This is a genomic window from Pseudorhodoferax aquiterrae (assembly GCF_014652235.1).
Classification (GTDB): domain Bacteria; phylum Pseudomonadota; class Gammaproteobacteria; order Burkholderiales; family Burkholderiaceae_C; genus Pseudorhodoferax; species Pseudorhodoferax aquiterrae.
Genome location: NZ_BMYK01000002.1, coordinates 147,649 through 164,871, shown reverse-complemented (window position 1 = coordinate 164,871; position 17,223 = coordinate 147,649). Strand labels below are relative to the sequence as shown.

At 73.0% G+C, this 17,223-nt stretch carries 10 protein-coding genes; 7 read left to right on the top strand and 3 right to left on the bottom strand.

Features of this window, described 5'->3' with window-relative positions:
- The first annotated feature begins 9 nt into the window (after nucleotides 1–9).
- From IE209_RS03400 to IE209_RS03370, 7 genes are all read left to right on the top strand, one after another.
- Nucleotides 10–2,340 carry an ATP-binding protein gene (locus tag IE209_RS03400; RefSeq protein WP_189685624.1) on the top strand — a complete coding sequence of 777 codons (2,331 nt, stop codon included), beginning with the start codon at nucleotides 10–12 and terminating at the stop codon, nucleotides 2,338–2,340.
- A gap of 68 nt (nucleotides 2,341–2,408) precedes the next feature.
- On the top strand, nucleotides 2,409–4,682 hold the full coding sequence (locus IE209_RS03395) for a sensor histidine kinase (RefSeq protein ID WP_189685623.1): 2,274 nt from the start codon (nucleotides 2,409–2,411) through the stop codon (nucleotides 4,680–4,682).
- Nucleotides 4,683–4,862: 180 nt separating this feature from the next.
- A complete protein-coding gene (locus IE209_RS03390) occupies nucleotides 4,863–7,079 on the top strand; it encodes a GGDEF/EAL domain-containing response regulator (protein ID WP_189685622.1) in 2,217 nt (738 codons plus the stop codon).
- A 7-nt stretch (nucleotides 7,080–7,086) separates the two neighbouring features.
- Nucleotides 7,087–9,438, top strand: a complete 2,352-nt coding sequence (locus IE209_RS03385; RefSeq protein ID WP_189685621.1) for an ATP-binding protein — start codon at nucleotides 7,087–7,089, stop codon at nucleotides 9,436–9,438.
- On the top strand, nucleotides 9,423–10,535 hold the full coding sequence (locus IE209_RS03380) for an ABC transporter substrate-binding protein (RefSeq protein ID WP_189685620.1): 1,113 nt from the start codon (nucleotides 9,423–9,425) through the stop codon (nucleotides 10,533–10,535). Before IE209_RS03385 ends, IE209_RS03380 begins: the two co-directional genes overlap by 16 nt.
- Nucleotides 10,532–12,886 carry a sensor histidine kinase gene (locus IE209_RS03375; RefSeq protein ID WP_189685619.1) on the top strand — a complete coding sequence of 785 codons (2,355 nt, stop codon included), beginning with the start codon at nucleotides 10,532–10,534 and terminating at the stop codon, nucleotides 12,884–12,886. The genes IE209_RS03380 and IE209_RS03375 overlap by 4 nt, the downstream gene beginning before the upstream one ends.
- Complete coding sequence (locus IE209_RS03370; protein ID WP_189685618.1) at nucleotides 12,883–14,016, top strand: ABC transporter substrate-binding protein; 1,134 nt, start codon at nucleotides 12,883–12,885, stop codon at nucleotides 14,014–14,016. Before IE209_RS03375 ends, IE209_RS03370 begins: the two co-directional genes overlap by 4 nt.
- Here IE209_RS03370 and IE209_RS03365 read toward each other — a convergent pair.
- The 3 genes from IE209_RS03365 to IE209_RS03355 are packed head-to-tail and all read right to left on the bottom strand — an operon-like array spanning nucleotide 14,003 to nucleotide 17,183.
- Nucleotides 14,003–15,196 (bottom strand): CaiB/BaiF CoA transferase family protein, encoded by a 1,194-nt coding sequence (locus tag IE209_RS03365; RefSeq protein ID WP_189685617.1) that lies wholly within the window; start codon nucleotides 15,194–15,196, stop codon nucleotides 14,003–14,005. The two genes, IE209_RS03370 and IE209_RS03365, sit on opposite strands and share 14 nt — an antisense overlap.
- Nucleotides 15,193–16,527, bottom strand: coding sequence for an ATP-binding protein (locus IE209_RS03360; RefSeq protein WP_189685616.1), 1,335 nt, complete (start codon nucleotides 16,525–16,527; stop codon nucleotides 15,193–15,195). The genes IE209_RS03365 and IE209_RS03360 overlap by 4 nt, the downstream gene beginning before the upstream one ends.
- Nucleotides 16,524–17,183, bottom strand: a complete 660-nt coding sequence (locus IE209_RS03355) for a response regulator (RefSeq protein ID WP_189685615.1) — start codon at nucleotides 17,181–17,183, stop codon at nucleotides 16,524–16,526. The genes IE209_RS03360 and IE209_RS03355 overlap by 4 nt, the downstream gene beginning before the upstream one ends.
- Between the last annotated feature and the right edge of the window lie 40 nt (nucleotides 17,184–17,223).

The following is a 17,223-nucleotide window of genomic DNA, read 5'->3' as shown; positions in this document are numbered from 1 at the left end:
GGCCGCGCCATGAGGACCGCGCGGGTCTGGCAGTTGCGCCACCACCTGTCGGCGCTGCTGCTGGTGACCATGGTGCTGACCTTCGCGCTGGTCAGCGTCGTCGCGCTGGTCTGGCGCGTGCCCGACATCGAGGCCGGGGCGCTGCAGGACCTGCGGCAGGAGGTGGCCGACGTCTCCGAGCGGCTGGAGCTGCTGCTCGGTGCGCGCCAGTCGCGGCTGGAGCTGATCGCCACGCTGCTGCGCGGCAAGCCGGCCGAGGCGGCGACGGCGCTGCTCGATGCCGATGTCGGCAGCGGCCGCATGTTCCGCGCCGTGTACCTGGTCTCGCCGACGGGGCGCGTCGAAGCGGTCGGACTGTCGGCGGACATGCCGGCGCACGGCGCCGAGCTGGTGGGCAGCGACCTGTCCGCCAGCGCGCTGTTCCAGGCCGTCGACGCCGAGCGACCAACCGCCTGGAGCGGGCGCCTGCTGTCGGCGCTGTCCGGCACGCTGGTCGTCGGGGTGGCGCACCGCGATGCCGCGGGCCGCGTGTTGATCGGCGAGGTGCCGATCGCCACGCTGCTGCACGACCTGCAGGCGCTGGCCGGCGCCGGCGCGTCCGCCCTGTGGGTGGTCGACCGCAGCGGCGAAGTGGTGGCCGACACCGAGGGTCGCCAGATGGGCCGGCTGAACCTGCAGAACTGGCCGCTGCTGCAGGCCGCCCTGCGCGGGCAGGAGCTGCCCTCGGCCGTCGAGTTCGAAGGGCGCAGCCTGCAGGCGGCGCTTGCGCCGGCGCCGACGCTGGACTGGTATGTGGTGGGCACCATCCCGCGCGGGCTGCACTCCGCCGGCGTGCAACGCGCCCTGCGCTATGCGCTGCTCAGCTTCGCCGCCGCCCTGGCGGTGGGCCTGCTGGCCGCCCCGTTCTGGGCCCACCGGCTGGTGCGCGCACTGCAGGAGATCGTGCAGCGCGCCGCCCTGACCACGACCGGCCAGGCGCTCGGCCGCGACTGGCCGCGCGGTCCCGTGGCCGAGTTCAACAGCCTGGCGGCGAACCTGCAGGCCATGGCCGCCGCCCTGCAGGAACGCGAGCACAAGCTGCAGGCCTTGTTCAACGTGGCACCCGTGCCGATGGCCGTGGTCGACGCGGACGAGGGACACACGCTGCTGGACGTGAACGACGTCTGGACCGAGGAGGTCGGCTACACGCGCGCGGAGGCCGTGGGCCTGAACTCGCTCGAACTCGGCCTGTGGGAATCGCCGATGCGACGCGACGCGCTGCTGGCCGGCACGCAGGATGGCGCGCTCAGTGGCGAGATCGAGATCGTCTGCAAGAGCGGCGAGGTCAAGCTGTTCAAGTCCTTCGGCCGGATGCTGACCTTCCGCGAACAGCGCCTGGTGGTCTGGGGCAGCATCAACATCGGCCCGCTGCGCCGCGTGGAACAGGAGCTGCGCAGCGCCAACCACGACCTGGAGGCGCGCGTGGCGCAGCGCGCCGAGGCGCTCGCGGCGTCCAACGAGGAGCTGTCGGCCACGCTGGTGCGCCTGCGCGCCGCGCAGGCCGAGCTGGTGCGCTCGGAGAAGATGGCGGCGCTGGGCGGTCTGGTGGCCGGTGTGGCGCATGAGCTCAACACGCCGCTGGGCAATGGTGTCATGGCCATCAGCGCCATGGACGACGCGACGCGCCGCCTGCGGGCGGCCCTGCAGTCCGGGCTGCGGCGGGCCGACCTGCAGCACTGGCTCGACAGCATCGAGCAGGGCTGCGACATCGCCGCGCGCAACCTCGGACGGGCCGCCGACCTGGTGCGCAACTTCAAGCAGGTGGCGGTGGACCAGGCCAGCGCCCGGCGCCGCAGCTTCGAACTGGCCGAGGTGGTGCACGAGATGGTGGTGAGCCTGCGGCCGACCTTCGCGCGCACACCCTACCGCATCGAGACCGCGGTGCCGGCGCAAGGCCTGCGGCTGGACAGCTATCCGGGGCCGCTGGGCCAGGTGCTGGGCAACCTCTTGCAGAACGCGGTGCTGCACGGGTTCGACGGCCGCGCGCGCGGCACCGTGCGCATCACGGCCGGCCGCGCGGAAGAGGGCCGGATCTGGCTGCGCGTGAGCGACGACGGCCGCGGCATCGCGCCCGAGCACATCGGCCGCATCTTCGATCCGTTCATGACCACCAAGATGGGCCAGGGCGGCACCGGACTGGGCCTGCACATCAGCTACAACGCGGTCGTGAACCTGCTGGGCGGGACGCTGACGGTGAGCAGCGTGCCGGGCCAGGGCGCCTGCTTCGAGCTGCGGCTGCCGCAGACCGCGCCGCGCACCGCCGCACCGCCGGCGCGAACGGCCGACGAGGCGGCCGCATGAGGACCGCGCCGCAGGGGATGGGCCGGCGCGGCCGGGTGGCGGGCCGGCCCCGGCCACGCGTGTGGCGCATGCGCAGCCATCTGTCCGCGCTGCTGGTGGTCACGATGCTGGTGACCTTCGCCGTGGCGGGGGCCGCGATCCTGCTCGCGCGGCTGCCGGCCATCGAGCGCGCCACGCAGGCGGAACTGCAGGCGCATGTGGAGCAGCTCGCGGGCCGGCTGGAGCTCTTGCTCGGCACGGCGCAGAACCGGCTCGAGCTGCTGGACACGCTGGCCAGGGACGCGCCAGCCGGGCAGGCCGAGCGCCTGCTCGACGAAGGCCTGCGCGCCGGCCTGCCCCTGGATGCCGTCTACCGCCTCTCGGCGGACGGCCGCGTGCTGGCGGCCGGGCTGGGAGGCGAATGGTTGCGGCGGCGGCACGAACTGATCGGCAGCGACCTGTCCGCCAATGCGCTGTTCCAGGCGGTGCGCCGTGGCCCGGCCGTGGTCTGGAGCGGCCGCCACATGTCGTTGCGGGGCGGTGGGCGCGTCGCCGCGCTCGCGGTGCGCGATGCCGCTGGCCAGGTGCTGGTCGCCGAGGTGTCCCCCGCCGTGCTGCTGCAGGCGGTGCGGGTGGCGGCAGGCCGCCGCGCCGCGACCCTGTGGGTGGTCGACCGCAACGGCGACGTGATCGTCGACACCGGCGGCGGCCGCGAACAAGGGCCTCTGAACATCCGGGCCTGGCCGCTGATGCAGGCCCGGCTGCAGGGCCGCGCGGCCGAGCCGATCTTCCGCCACGAGGGCCGGACCTACCATGCCGCCGTCGCGCATTCCGCGGTGCTCGGCTGGGACTTCGTGGGCCAGGCACCGACCGGCTGGGCCAATCCGCGCGTGCGGCAGCTGGTGTCCTACATGGTGAGCTCGCTCGCCGGCTGCCTGTTGGTCGGACTGCTGATGGCGCCGTTCTGGGCGCAGCGGCTGACGCGGCCGCTGCAGCGCATCGTGCGCCGCGCCGAACGGACCACCCGCGGCGAGCCGGTCAGCGGCGACTGGCCGCGCGGCCATGTGGCGGAGTTCAACCGCCTGGCGGGCGACCTGCAGAGCATGGCCGAGGCGCTGCAGGAGCGCGAACGCAAGTTCCTGGCGATCTTCAACGCCTCGCCGGTGCCGATGAGCGTGACCGACGCGGCCAACGCGTACCGGCTGCTGGACGTCAACGAGGCCTGGTGCCGTGAACTGCGCAGCAGCCGCGACCAGGTGCTGGGCCGCACCGCCACCGAGATCGGCCTGTGGACCGAGGCGCAGCGCAGCGCCCTGCTGGGCCGCATGCAGGGGCAGCGCGCCAGCGCCGAGACCGTGCTGCTGCGCGGCGATGGCGAACCCATGCAGGCCCAGGTGTCCGCGCAGCGCGTCGCGCTGGCGTCGCAGGATCTCGTGATCTGGGCCATCATGGACATCGGACCGCAGCGGCGCATCGAACAGCAACTGCGCGAGATGAACCAGCAACTGGGCGAGCGCGTGGCGCAGCGCACCGAGGCGCTGGCCGCCGCCAACGCCGAGCTGTCCGCCACCGTGGAGCAGCTGCGCACGGCGCAGGACGAACTGGTGCGCGCCGAGAAGATGGCGGCGCTCGGCGGCCTGGTGGCCGGGGTCGCCCACGAGCTGAACACGCCGCTGGGCAATGGCGTGATGGCGGTGAGCGCCATGGCCGAGGCCGGCCGGTCCCTGCGCGCGGCGCAGGCCGGCGGGCTGCGGCGCAGCGTGCTGCTGCGCACGCTCGAGCAGGTGGAGCAGGCCACCGACATCGCCGGGCGCAATCTGCGCCGGGCCGCCCACCTGGTGCACAGCTTCAAGCAGGTGGCGGTGGACCAGACCAGCGCGCAGCGGCGCAGCTTCGAGCTGGGCGACGTGGTGCGCGAAATGGTGGCCAGCCTCACACCGAGCTTTGCGCGCACGCCCTACCGCATCGACGTGCAGGTCCCTGCGTGCGGGCTGCTGCTGGACAGCTACCCCGGCGCGCTGGGCCAGGCGCTGGGCAACCTGGTCCAGAACGCCGTGCAGCACGGCTTCGAAGGACGCGCGCACGGCACGGTGCGCATCACGGGCGGGCGCAGCGATGGGCCGGGCGAGGACGGCCGCATCTGGCTGCGTGTGGCCGACGACGGCTGCGGCATCGCGGCCGCCCAACAGGACCGCCTGTTCGAGCCGTTCATGACGGCCCGCTTGGGCAAGGGCGGCATCGGACTGGGACTGCACATCAGCCAGGCTGCCGTCGAGAACCTGCTGGGCGGCAGCCTGAAGCTGTGCAGTGCGCCTGGCGAAGGGGCCTGCTTCGAGATGCGGCTGCCGCCGCGGGCGCCATAGCGTCAAGGAAAGGGCTGGACCGTGTCTTGTACGCCGCTCTTCCCGGGTGCTGTCGCTCGTGATGTACACATTGCATGTGTCGGTGCCTGTCTTGTTGTCAGCGAATTTCCCTGATGGTGCAATGGCATCGTTGTCAACTCGTCCATCCCATGGCCGCGTTTGTGCGCAATGGGCATCCCCATGAACGATGAAGATCCACTGGAGTTCGTCCCCGACGACGAACCGCCGCCTTCGGCGGCGGATACCACGCTGCGGCCCTGGCGCATCCTCATCGTCGACGACGCGCAGGACGTGCACGAGAGCATGCGCTACGGCCTGCGCGGCCTGCAGATCGAAGGGCGGCCGCTGCAGTTGTTCCATGCCCATTCGGGTGCTGCGGCGCTGGAACTGCTGGCCCGTGAGCGCGACATCGCCGTGGTCCTGCTCGACGTGGTCATGGAAACGGAGCAGGCCGGCCTGGTCACCGTGGACCGCATCCGCCGCGACCTGGGGCTGGCCCACGTGCGCATCGTGCTGCACACCGGACAGCCCGGCCATGCCCCCGAGATCGAGACCATTCGCCGCTACGACATCAACGATTACAAGACCAAGGGCGAGCTCACGCGCGAGCGCCTGTACGTGGCGCTGACGACGGCCATCCGTTCTTACCAGCATCTGCGGCGCGTGGAGGCCGGCCGGCGCGGCCTGGAGCAGATCGTTCAGGCCAGTGGCCGGCTCATGGTCCGTGAGGACCTGCACGGCTTCGCCGAAGCGGCGCTCGCCGAGGCCGCGAACCTGCTCGACCTGCCGACCGAAGGCCTGGTGTGCGTGGGGGACGTGCGCAGCGAGATGGCTTACGCGGTGGTGCTGGCGGCGGCCGGCGTGCATGCCGCGCAGAAGGGCCGCGTGCTGCGGGAACTGCCGGACCGCGAGGCCGCCGCCTTCCTGGAACGCGCACTGAGCGGGCGGCGCCACGTGCTGGCGGACCGCCGGCTGGCCCTGTTCCTGCCCGGCCGCGCGGGCCGCGACCTGGCCATCCTGCTGGAGACCGACCGGCCGACGGACGGCGTGCGCGCGCGCCTGCTGAACGTGCTGTGCGCCAACCTGGCGCTCAGCGCGGCCAACCTGGATCTGCTCACGCGGCTGCGCGAGCAGGCCTTCGTCGACCGTTCGCTGGGCCTGCCCAACCGCTTGGCGCTGGTCGAGCACATCGATGCCGCCGGCGCTGCCGGCGCCGCGCGGGGCCATGTGCTCGCCTTGCTCGACGTCGACCACTTCTCCGCCACCAACGACATGTTCGGCCATGCCTACGGCGACCAGCTGCTGGCGGCCATCGCGCAGCGCCTGGCGCGCAGCCTGCCGCCCGGCTGCCTGCTGGTGCGCGTCACCGGCGACACTTTCGGCGTCTGGGGCCCCGAAGTCGCCGTCGAGCCCGGGCATCTGAACATCCTGCTGGCGCCGCCGTTCGAGGTCGATGGCGTGGCCCGCCCGGTCTCCGTGTCCATGGGACTGGCGCGCTGGGACGATGGCCAGCCCGGCGGCGCCGACCTCGCCAAGAACGCGGCGATCGCGCTCAAGCAGGCCAAGTCCGCCGGCCAGAGCGGCGCGCAGTACTACTCGCCCGAAGTCGGCGAGGCCACGCGCCGAAGCACGCGGCTGCTGCACGACCTGCGCCTGGCGGTCGACCGCGAGCAGCTGCAGCTGGCGTTTCAGCCGCAACTGTCCTTGGCCAGCGGCCGTGCGGTGGGCGCCGAGGCCTTGCTGCGCTGGCAGACCGAGGAGGGGCGCTTCGTCTCGCCGGCCCAGTTCGTTCCGGTGGCCGAGCAGTCGGGCCTGATCGTGCGGATCGGCCGCTGGGTGCTGCGGGCAGCGCTGCAGGCGCTGGCGCGCCTGCGCGCGCCGGACAGCCGGCTGCGCATGGCCGTCAACGTGTCGCCGCTGCAATTCGCGCAAGCCGACTTCCTGGACCAGGTCGACGAAGCACTGGCGCTGGCGCAGCTGCCGCCGCAGGCGCTGGAACTGGAGATCACCGAGTCCGTGGCGATGCTGGGCCTGGAGCGCGTGACAGGCCTGCTGCACGAGATCCGGGCGCGCGGCATCGCCGTGGCCATCGACGATTTCGGCACCGGCTTTTCCTCGCTGTCCTACCTGGATCGCCTGCCGGCCGACCGCTTGAAGATCGACCGGGCCTTCGTCTCGGCGCTCGAGGCCGGCGGTGGCGGCGCCCGCGTCGCCGAGATGATCGTGCCGCTGGGCCGGCGCCTGGGCATGCAGGTGCTGGCCGAAGGTGTGGAAACGCCGAACCAGGCCGGCCTGCTGCGCCAGCTGGGCTGCGACGAGGTGCAAGGCTACCTGTACGCCAAGCCCATGGCCTTCGATGCGCTCGGCCGCTGGCTGGCCGCCCATCCATGCGATTGAGCCCCTGATGCTGGCCCGCGGCCGTTGGGGCGTCTGGACGCTGCGCAGCCACCTGTCGGCCCTGTTGCTGACGAGCATGCTGCTGACGCTGGTGCTGGCCGGCGGCGCCGTACTGGCCTACCGGATCCCGGGCCTGGAGCGCGAGAGCCAGCAGTCCCTGCTCCACGAGGTGCAGGAACTCGGTGCGCGCATGGAGCTGCTGCTGGGCACGCGGCAGGACCGGCTGGAGCTGCTGGCCGCGCTGCTGCAAGGCCCGGCTGCGGCACATGCCGACAGGGTGCTGGACGAGGGCGTGGACGACGGCGCCATGCTGAGCGCGGTCTTCCGCGTCTCGCCGCAGGGCCGCGTGACCGCCGTCGGCCTGCCCGAGTCCCTGCGCGCGCGGCGCGGCGACCTGCTGGGCAGCGACCTGTCCGGCAGCAGCCTGCTGCGCGCGCTCGGCCCCGGGCCGGGCGTGGTCTGGAGCGGCCGCTACCTCTCGGTGCTGACCGGCCGCCTGACCGCCGGGCTGGCCTACCGTTCGCCGGCCGGCGAAACGCTGCTCGCCGAGGTTCCGATCGGCACGCTGCTGGACACCATGGACACGGCGGCCGGCGCAAGCCCGTCCTCGGTCTGGGTGGTCGACCCCGACGGCGAGATCATCGCCGACACCGTCGGCGGCCGCGACGCGGGCAAGGTCAACATCCGCAACTGGCCGCTGATGCAGGCGGTGCGCGAGGGCAGCGACGGCAGCCGGATCTTCCCCTTCCCGGCCGGGGCGTTCCGGGTGGCGACCGCGCACTCGCCGGCCCTGGGCTGGTACTTCATCGGCCATGCGCCGGTCGGTCTGGCCAACGCGGACGTGAGCAATCTGGTGCTGGGCGTCGGCGTGGCCTTCTTCGCCAGCCTGGGCATCGGACTGCTGATGGCACCGTTCTGGGCCGGCTATCTGGCGCGGCCGCTGCAGACCATCGTCGCGCGGGCCACGCAGACCATGCGCGGCGCCAGCCCGGCCGGCCCGGACAGGCCGGCCGGTCCGGACTGTCGGGTCGCGGAGTACGACCGGCTCTCGCGCCACCTGGCGGCCATGGCCGTCGCGCTGCGCGAGCGCGAGCTGACCTTCCTGGCCATCTTCAACGCCGCGCCGGTGCCGATGGCGGTGACCGATGCCGACCACGGCATGCGCCTGCTCGATGCCAACGAAGCCTGGTGCCAGGCCTTGCAGCACCGCCGGGAGGATGTCATCGGCCGCACCGGCGTGGAACTCGGCCTGTTCACCGCAGCCGAAAGCGCCGAGCTGGTCGCCCGCCTGCAGGACGACGGCCTGGTCGGCGAAGGCCGGCTGCGGCGCGCCAACGGCGAGACGATGCTGTGCCAGATCTATGGCCGGCGCGCCAGCGTGGGCGGCGAGCGCTGGCTGATCTGGGCCAGCATCGACATCGGCCCCATGCGCCGCATGCAGCAGCAGCTGCGCGGCCTGAACCGGCAGCTGGAGGCCTCCGTGCAGCAGCGCACCGAGGCGCTGGGCCGCTCCAATGCCGAGCTGTCGCAGACCGCCGCCCGCCTGCGCGCGGCCCAGCGTGAACTGGTGCGCGCCGAGAAGATGGCGGCGCTGGGCAAGCTGGTCGCCGGCGTCGCGCACGAGCTCCATACCCCGCTGGGCAACGGCGTGATGGCCGTCAGCGCGATGGGCGACGCCACGCGCAGCTTCCAGGCGGCCGCGCAGGAGGGCCTGCGGCGGCGCGACCTGGTCCAGCTGGTCGAGAGCCTGGGCCAGGGCGTGGCCATCGCAGGGCGCAACCTGCGGCGCGCGGCCGAGCTGGTGCACAGCTTCAAACAGGTGGCGGTGGACCAGACCAGCGCACAGCGGCGCAGCTTCGAGCTCAGCGAGGTGGTGCACGAGATGGTGGTGAGCCTCAAGCCCAGCTTCGCCAGCCAGCCCTGGCGCATCGAGGTGGACGTGCCGGCCAGCGGCTTGCGCATGGACAGCTATCCCGGCGCGCTGGGCCAGGCGCTGGGCCACCTGATCGAGAACGCGGTCGTGCACGGCTTCGAAGGCCGCACGCGCGGCACGGTGCGCATCACGGCAGGGCGCGAGGACCGGCCCGGCGGCGACGGGCGCATCTGGCTGCATGTGGTCGACGACGGGCGCGGCATCGCGGCCGGGCAGCTCGACCGCCTCTTCGAGCCCTTCGTCACGACCCGGACGGGACATGGCGGCGGCGGCCTGGGGCTGCACATCGCCTCCAACGCGGTGACCAAGCTGCTGGGCGGGACGCTCACGGTGGACAGCGTGATGGGCCAGGGGGCGTGCTTCGCGATGCGCCTGCCGGTCGTCGCGCCGGACGCGCCCAAGGACTCCGGATGGCTGCTGCCCTGAACGCGTGCCGGGTCGCCACCTGCCTGGCGCTGGCGCTGCTGGCCGGGTGCATGCCCGCGGCGCCGGTGCGCATCGGCCTGCTGGCCGATTTCAGCGGCCGCAATGCCCGTTTCAACGTGGACGGGCGCAACGGCGCGCTGCTGGCGGCCGAGAGGCTCAACGCCGGCGGCGGCATCGGCGGGCGGCCGGTCGAACTGCTGGTGCGCGACAGCGGCGCCACGCCCGCGACCGAGGCCGCGGCGGTGCGCGCGCTGCGCGATGCCGGCGTGGCGCTGGTCATCGGCCCGTTCTCCAGCCCCGTCGCGGCCCGCATGCTGCCGCTGTTCGACGCGGCCGGCGTGCTGTTGCTGTGCCCCACCTCCACCGACGCGGCGCTCAGGGAACGCGACGACCAGCTGCTGCTGCTGAACCGCAGCACGCGCGCGAGCGCCAGCGACTACGCCGGCATGCTGCATGCGCGCGGCCACCGCCGGCTGGCGCTGGCCACCGACATGCGCAATGCCAGCAACAACGGCGGCTGGCGCGATGCCTTCGTGCAGGCCTTCACGGCCCTGGGCGGGCACATCGTGGCGGACACCGAGTTCGGCGTGGCCGCGGATCCGACGGCCTACGCCGCGGTGCGCACGCTGCTGGCCGCCGGCCCCGACGGCCTGGTGTTCGTGGCCAATGGCGTGGACGCGGCGCGGCTGGCCCAGCAGGCGGCCAAGCTGCATGCGAAGCTGCCGATGGTGGCCCCGGACTGGGCCGAGGACCGCTCGCTGCTGGAGGCGGGCGGCAGCGCCGTGGAGGGCCTGGTGCTGGCATCCGCCGCGCGGCTGGACGACGAGGGCGCCGCCTACCGCGGCTTCCACCAAGCCTATGTGGCGCGCTTCGGCACCGAACCCAACTACCGCAGCATCGCCGCCTACGACGCGATGACCGTGGTGGCGCGCGCGCTGGCGCAGGCGCGGCCGGGCGAATCGGCCCGCAACGCCGTGCTGCGCCAGGGCCCCTACCAAGGCCTGCAGCAGAGCATCGCCTTCGACCGCTTCGGTGATGCCGCGCGCCAGGCGTATTTCCGGGTCGTGCAAGGCGGCCGCTTCGAGCCGCTGCCATGAAGCGCCCGGCCTGGCCCGTCCTGCGCCTGCGCAGCCACCTGGCCGCGCTGCTGGTGGTGGCCATGCTGCTGACCTTCGTGCTCGTGCTGGGCGGCCTGCTGGCCTACCAGGTTCCGCGCATCGAGGCCCGCAGCCACGCCGCGCAGCAGCGCGAGGTGGCCGAGATGCGGGCCCGCATGGAACTGGTGCTGCAGGCGCAGCGGCGCCGGCTTGCGCTGCTGGAAGCGCTGATCGATGCGGCGCCACCGCAGACCGCCGATGCGGTGCTGGACCAGGGCGTGGGCGATGGCCGCGTGCTGCGCGCCATCTACCGCCTGTCGCCGCAGGGGCGCGTGGTCGCGGCGGGCCTGCCGCCCGCGCTGCGCCACCAGCGTGAGGATGTGCTGGGCAGCGACCTGTCGGCCGACCCGCTGTTCCGCGCGGTCGCCGGCCGGCCGACGCTGGTCTGGCGCGGCACCCATGTGTCGGTGCTGGACGGCCGGTCCACCGTGGGGGTGGCCTTGAGCGACCGGCACGGCGACGTGCTGCTGGCCGAGGTGCAGCTGGGCGCGCTCGTCGATGCCGTGCGGGTGGCGGCGGGCACGCGCGCCGCGTCGGTATGGGTGGTCGACCGCACCGGCGAGATCATCGCCGACAGCCAGCAGGGCCAGGATGTCGGCACGCTCAACATCCGCAACTGGCCGCTGATGCGCGGCATGCTGCGCGAGCAGCCACCCGTGGAGCGCTTCGAGCACGGGGGCACGCAGTTCCACGCCACGGTCTCGCATTCGGCCGCGCTCGACTGGTACTTCGTCGGCCGCATGCCGGTCGGATGGGCCCATCCCCAGGTGCGCACGCTGGTGCTGTCCGTGGTCGCCGTGCTGCTCGGCAGCCTGGTGATCGCGCTGCTGGTGGCGCCGTTCTGGGCCACGCGCATGGCGCGCCCGCTGGACCGCATCATCGAACGCGCCGACCGCAGCGGCAGCGGCAACGACGGCGAGGATCCCTGGCCGCGCAGCTCGGTGGCGGAATTCAACCGGCTGGCCTGCGACCTGGAATCCCTGACCGGTGCGCTGCAGGCGCGGGAGCGCAAGTCGCAGGCGATCTTCCACGCCTCGCCGGTGCCGATGGCCGTGAGCGACACCGACGACGACGACCGCCTGCTGGACGTCAACCGGGCCTGGTGCAAGGAGTTCCGCTACCGCCGCGAGGACGTGCTGCAGCGGCTTCCGCGGGAGCTCGGCCTGCTGGCCGACCCGCAGCTGCGCGCGGGCCTGCGCGGCACCATCGAGCGCGGCGAACCGGTCGGCGACCTGTGCCTGCGCCGCAGCGACGGCAGCCCCGTGCAGGTCAGCCTGCATGCCCGGCGGGCCCAGTTGCCCAGCGCACGGCTGATGGTCTGGGCCACCATGGACGTGGGCCCGATGCGCCTCGTCGAGCGCGAGCTGCGCGAGTTGAACCAGCAGCTCGAGAGCCGGGTGCAGCAACGCACCGAGGCCCTGGCCGGCGCCAACGCCGCGCTGTCCCGGACGGTGGAGCAGCTGCGCGCGGCGCAGGACGACCTGGTCCAGGCCGAGAAGATGGCGGCGCTGGGCGGCCTGGTGGCCGGCGTGGCGCACGAACTGAACACGCCGCTGGGCAACGGCGTGATGGCCGTCAGCGCGATGGGCGATGCCTTGCGCGGTTTCCAAGAGGCGATGCGCTCGGGCGTGCGGCGCAGCGCGCTGGACCAGATGCTGGAGAGCATCGCGCAGGGCGTGGACATCGCGGGGCGCAACCTGCGTCGCGCGGCCGAGCTGGTCCACAGCTTCAAGCAGGTGGCGGTGGACCAGACCAGCGCGCAGCGCCGGCGCTTCGAGGTCGGCGAGGTGGTGCACGAGATGGTGGTGAGCCTGCGCCCGAGCTTTCACCGCACGCCTTACCGCATCGAGGTGGACGTGCCGGCCAGCGGTCTGGTGCTGGACAGCTACCCCGGCGCGCTGGGCCAGACCATCGGCAACCTGATCCAGAACGCGGTGCTGCACGGCTTCGACGGGCGCGACCACGGCACGGTGCGGATCTCGGCCGGCCGCGAGGACGAGGGCTGGGTCTGGCTGCACGTGCAGGACGACGGCAGGGGCATCGCGCCCGAGCACATCGACCGCATCTTCGAGCCCTTCATGACCACGCGCATGGGGCGTGGCGGCACCGGGCTGGGTCTGCACATCAGCTACAACGCAGTGGTCAATGTGCTGGGGGGCACGCTGACCGTGCACAGCGTCCTCGGTGCCGGCGCCAGCTTCGTGCTGCGCCTGCCGACCGATGCCCCGCGCACGGGCGGGCACAACCGGCCCGCCGACACCGTCGCCGGTTCTAGGACGACGTCGCCATGACGTGCCGCGCCGCACACCTGCGCCACATGCGGTCCTGGATGTGCCGCATGGTGTTCCTGGCCGCTGCAGCCCTGGCGGCCTGCAACGGCGGCACGCCGGTGCGCATCGGCTTCCTGGGCGGCGCGGCGACCCAGGGCTTCAGCGTGAGCGAGGACGGGCGCAACGGTGCCATGCTGGCCGTGGAGGAGCTCAACCGCGCCGGCGGCGTGCACGGGCGCCCGCTGGAACTGGTCGTGCGCGACATCGCCCTCGACAAGGACCACGCCCAGGCCATGGCCGCCGCGCTGCTGTCGGCCCGCGTGCGGGCCGTGGTCGGTCCGTTCACGAGCACCCAGGCGCTGGCCGTGCTGCCGCAGGCCGATGCCGCCGGCACCTTGCTCGTGAGCCCGACGGCCAACGCGCCCGAACTCGGCGGCCGCGACGACCACTTCATCCGTCTGAACGGTGCGCTGGCCGACTCCGCGCGGGCCTACGCCGAGCTGCTGGTCGGGCGCGGCCAGCGGCGCGTGGCGGTGGCCTTCGACCAGGCCAACGCGGCCTATTCCGGTCCCTGGCTGAGCGCCTTCCGCATCAGCCTGGCGGCCCTGGGTGGACAGGTGGCGGCAGAGGTGGCCTACGTCTCCGGGCCCGCGCTGTCGTCCAGCGCCGTGGCGCGCGCGCTGCTGCGGCACCCGTCCGACGCGCTGCTGTTCATCGGCCGCGGTGCCGATGCGGCGCTGCTCGCCCAGCAGGTGCGCAAGCAGGGTTCCGCTGTGCCGCTGGCCGCGGCCGAATGGGCCGCCGCCGACGCACTGCTCGAACTGGGCGGGCGCGCGGTCGAAGGCCTGCTGACGGCCTTGCCCTACGACCCCTCGGACCGCACGGCGCGCTACCAGGCGTTCCAGCGCAGCTACCGCGCGCGCTACGAGCGCGAGCCTGGCTTCGGCGCGCTGGGCTCCTACGATGCCGTCATGGTGCTGGCGCAGGCCATGGAACGTGCAGAGCGCGGCGAAAGCCTCAAAGAGGCCGTGCTGCGCCACGGCCCCTACCAGGGCCTGCAACGCGCCATCGCGATCGACCGCTTCGGCGACAGCCGGCCGCCGCTGCACTTCGTCGTGGTGGAGGGCGGCGCCTTCGTCAGCCTGCGGTGATGCCGCGCGCGCGCAGCGCGGCGATCTCGGCCGCGCCGTAGCCCAGTTCGCGCAGCAGCGCCTCGCCATGCTCGCCGGCCGCGGGCGGCTGCAGCCGGATGCCGGGCCGCTGCCCGTCCAGCGTGAAGGGCAGCAGCGGCACCTTGGCCATCTGGCCGTCGTTCATGCGCAGCTGGCCGAAGCCGCCACTGGCGTTCAGGTGCGGGTCGTCGAACAGCTCCTGCGGCTTGGCGATCGGCGCGAACGGCAGTTCGTGGGCTTCGAACCTGGCGGCCAGTTCGGCCGCGCTGTGCCCGGCCAGGTGCGAGCGCAGCAGGGGCATCAGCCAGTCGCGCGCGAGCACGCGGTCGTTGTTGCTGGCCAGGCGCGGGTCGGCCAGGAGCTCCTGCAGGCCGAAGGCCTGGCAGAACACCGTCCACTGCTTGTCGCTGACGACGGCCAGGAAGATCTGCGCGCCGTCCTTCACGGTGAACACGTCGTAGACGGCCCAGGCCGAGATGCGGCTGGGCATGGGGTTGGCCGCGCGGCCAGTGGCCGCGAACTGCATCATGTGCTGCATGACCAGGAACACGTTGTTCTCGAACAGCGCGGACTGCACCTCGCAGCCCAGGCCGGTCTGCTCGCGCTGGCGCAGCGCGGCCATGGCGCCGATCGCGCCGAACATGCCGCCCATGATGTCGTTGACGCTGCTGCCCGCGCGCAGCGGATCGCCTGCGCGGCCGGTCATGTAGGCCAGGCCGCCCATCATCTGCACCACTTCGTCCAGCGCCGTGCGGTTCTCGTACGGGCCGGGCAGGAAGCCCTTGTGGCTGACGTAGACCACGCCGGGGTTCAGCTTCTTCACGCTAGCGTAGTCCAGGCCGAGCTTGGCCATGGTGCCGGGCTTGAAGTTCTCGCTCACGATGTCGGCCGTCGCCACGAGCTTGAGCGCGGCCTCGCGGCCCTCGGGCTGCTTCAGGTCCAGCGCGATGCTCTTCTTGTTGCGGTTGAAGGCCGGGAAGAAGCCCGCCCCCGCGCCGAGCAGCCGGCGCGTGCTGTCGCCCTCGATGGGTTCGACCTTGATCACCTCGGCGCCCAGGTCGCCCAGCAGCATGCCGCAGGTCGGGCCCATCACCATGTGGGTGAACTCGACGATGCGGATGTTGGCGTAGGGCAGGGGCGCGGCAGCGGTATCGGTCATGCAGGGGGGGAGTCAGGGGGAAAGCGCAGCGTGGCGGCCAGGCCGCCCAGGCGCGTGGAGGAGTCCAGCGCCAGTGTCGCACCGTGGCGTTCGGCGATCGCGTGCGCGATGGTCAGGCCCAGTCCGCTGCCGCCGGCCGCGGCATCGGGGCTGCGGTAGAAGCGCTCGAACACGCGGGCGCGCTCGGCCGGCGCGATGCCCGGGCCGTTGTCGTGCACGGCCACGCGCAGCGGGCCCAGCACCACGTCGACGCGGCCGCCCTCGGGGCTGTACTTGATGGCGTTGTCCAGCAGGTTGCGCAACAGGATGGCCAGCGCATCGGCATCGCCGCGCACGGCGGGCAGGGCGGCCTCGTCACCCTCGCCATGGCCTTCGATGTCCAGGCCCAGGTCGATGCCGCGCGCCTGGGCCTGCGGCAGCGCGTCCGCCACGGCTTGGCGTGCCAGCGGCGCCAGCGCTAGCGGCGGCAGCGGCGCGCTGTCCTGCACGGCCGCCTCCTGGCGGGCCAGCAGCAGCAGCTGCTGCATGAGCCGGATCGCGCGGTCGATGCCCTGCTGCAGCCGCGCCAGCGCGGTGGCGCGGGCGCCGTCGTCGGCGGCGCGCTCCACGGCCTGGGCCTGCAGCTTGAGAGCGGCCAGCGGCGAACGCAGTTCGTGCGCGGCATTGGCGACAAAGGCGCGCTGCGCCGCGAAGGCCTGGTCGAGCCGGCCGAACAGCGCGTTGATCTCGTCCACCAGCGGCAGCACCTCGTCGGGCAGGCCGGCGGCCTGCAGCGGCGAGAGGTCGTCGGCCGCGCGCACCGCGACCTCGGCCCGCGTGCGTGCCAGCGGCGCCAGCGAGCGGCGGATGCCCCACCAGGCCAGCAGCATGAGCGGCGGCGCCATCAGCGCCATGGGCAGCGTGGCGCGCAGCGCCAATGCGCGCGCCCGGGCCTGGCGCGCGTCCCGGTTCTGCGCGATCTGGATGGTCTGGTACGGCGTCTGCACGCTGTAGACGCGGTAGTGCACGCCGTCCAGCCGCGCGTCGGAAAAGCCCAGCACGGCGCGCGGCGGCAGCGGCGTGGGCACGGAGCGGAACAGCTGCACGCCGTCGCGGCCCCAGATCTGCACCAGGTATTCGTCGCTGCCATCGGCCTCCAGCGTGGGCGGCGCCAGCGGCAGGCCGCCGCGCAGCGCATGCGCCATCTGCTGCAGGTGGTAGTCGAACATCTCGTCGGCCTGGCGCAGCGCGCTGCGCCAGGCCGTGCCGGCCAGCACGGCGGCGGCCAGCACGATGACCGTCATCACCGTGGCCAGCAGCCGGCGCTGGAGCGAGTGGCGCGCCTGCGTCATTCTTTGGGCATCAGGTAACCCAGGCCGCGCACGTTCTGGATCAGGCCCGGGCCGAGCTTCTTGCGCAGGCCGTGGATGTAGACCTCCACCGCGTTGGAACTGATGTCGTCCTTCCAACCGTAGAGCTTTTCCTCGAGCTGGGCGCGCGAGAACACCACGCCGGGCCGGGCCATCAGCGTCTCCAGCACGGCCCATTCGCGGGCCGACAGCACGATGGGTTCGCCGGCTTTGCTGGCCTCGCGTGTGACCGGGTTCAGCGCCACGTCCTGGTAGCGCACCACGGGGTCGGCCCGGCCATGGGCGCGACGGATCAGCGCGTGGATGCGGGCCAGCAGCTCGTCCAGGTCGTAGGGCTTGAGCACGTAGTCGTCGGCACCGGCGTTCAGGCCGGCCACGCGCTCGGCCACGGCGTCGCGCGCGGTCAGGATCAGCACGGGCACCGTGTCCTGGCGCGCGCGCAGCGCGCGCAGCACCTCCAGACCGTCGCGCTTGGGCAGGCCCAGGTCCAGCAGCACCAGGTCGTAGCGCTCGGCCTTGAGCGCGGTGTCGGCCATCTCGCCGTCGCGCACCCAGTCCACGGCGAAGTGCTCGGCCCGCAGCAGGTCGAGCACGGTCTCGCCGATCATGGTGTCGTCTTCGACCAGAAGCAGTCGCATGGTTGTGTCCTTTGGCCGCGGATTATCCCGAGGCCGGCGG

Bases quoted from the DNA above. Each gene is read 5' to 3' on its own strand.
- IE209_RS03360 (WP_189685616.1), bottom strand. From the start codon at position 16,527: ATGACGCAGGCGCGCCACTCGCTCCAGCGCCGGCTGCTGGCCACGGTG.
- IE209_RS03375 (WP_189685619.1), top strand. From the start codon at position 10,532: ATGAAGCGCCCGGCCTGGCCCGTCCTGCGCCTGCGCAGCCACCTGGCC.
- IE209_RS03385 (WP_189685621.1), top strand. From the start codon at position 7,087: ATGCTGGCCCGCGGCCGTTGGGGCGTCTGGACGCTGCGCAGCCACCTG.
- IE209_RS03395 (WP_189685623.1), top strand. From the start codon at position 2,409: ATGCGCAGCCATCTGTCCGCGCTGCTGGTGGTCACGATGCTGGTGACC.
- IE209_RS03390 (WP_189685622.1), top strand. From the start codon at position 4,863: ATGAACGATGAAGATCCACTGGAGTTCGTCCCCGACGACGAACCGCCG.
- IE209_RS03380 (WP_189685620.1), top strand. From the start codon at position 9,423: ATGGCTGCTGCCCTGAACGCGTGCCGGGTCGCCACCTGCCTGGCGCTG.
- IE209_RS03370 (WP_189685618.1), top strand. From the start codon at position 12,883: ATGACGTGCCGCGCCGCACACCTGCGCCACATGCGGTCCTGGATGTGC.
- IE209_RS03365 (WP_189685617.1), bottom strand. From the start codon at position 15,196: ATGACCGATACCGCTGCCGCGCCCCTGCCCTACGCCAACATCCGCATC.
- IE209_RS03400 (WP_189685624.1), top strand. From the start codon at position 10: ATGAGGACCGCGCGGGTCTGGCAGTTGCGCCACCACCTGTCGGCGCTG.
- IE209_RS03355 (WP_189685615.1), bottom strand. From the start codon at position 17,183: ATGCGACTGCTTCTGGTCGAAGACGACACCATGATCGGCGAGACCGTG.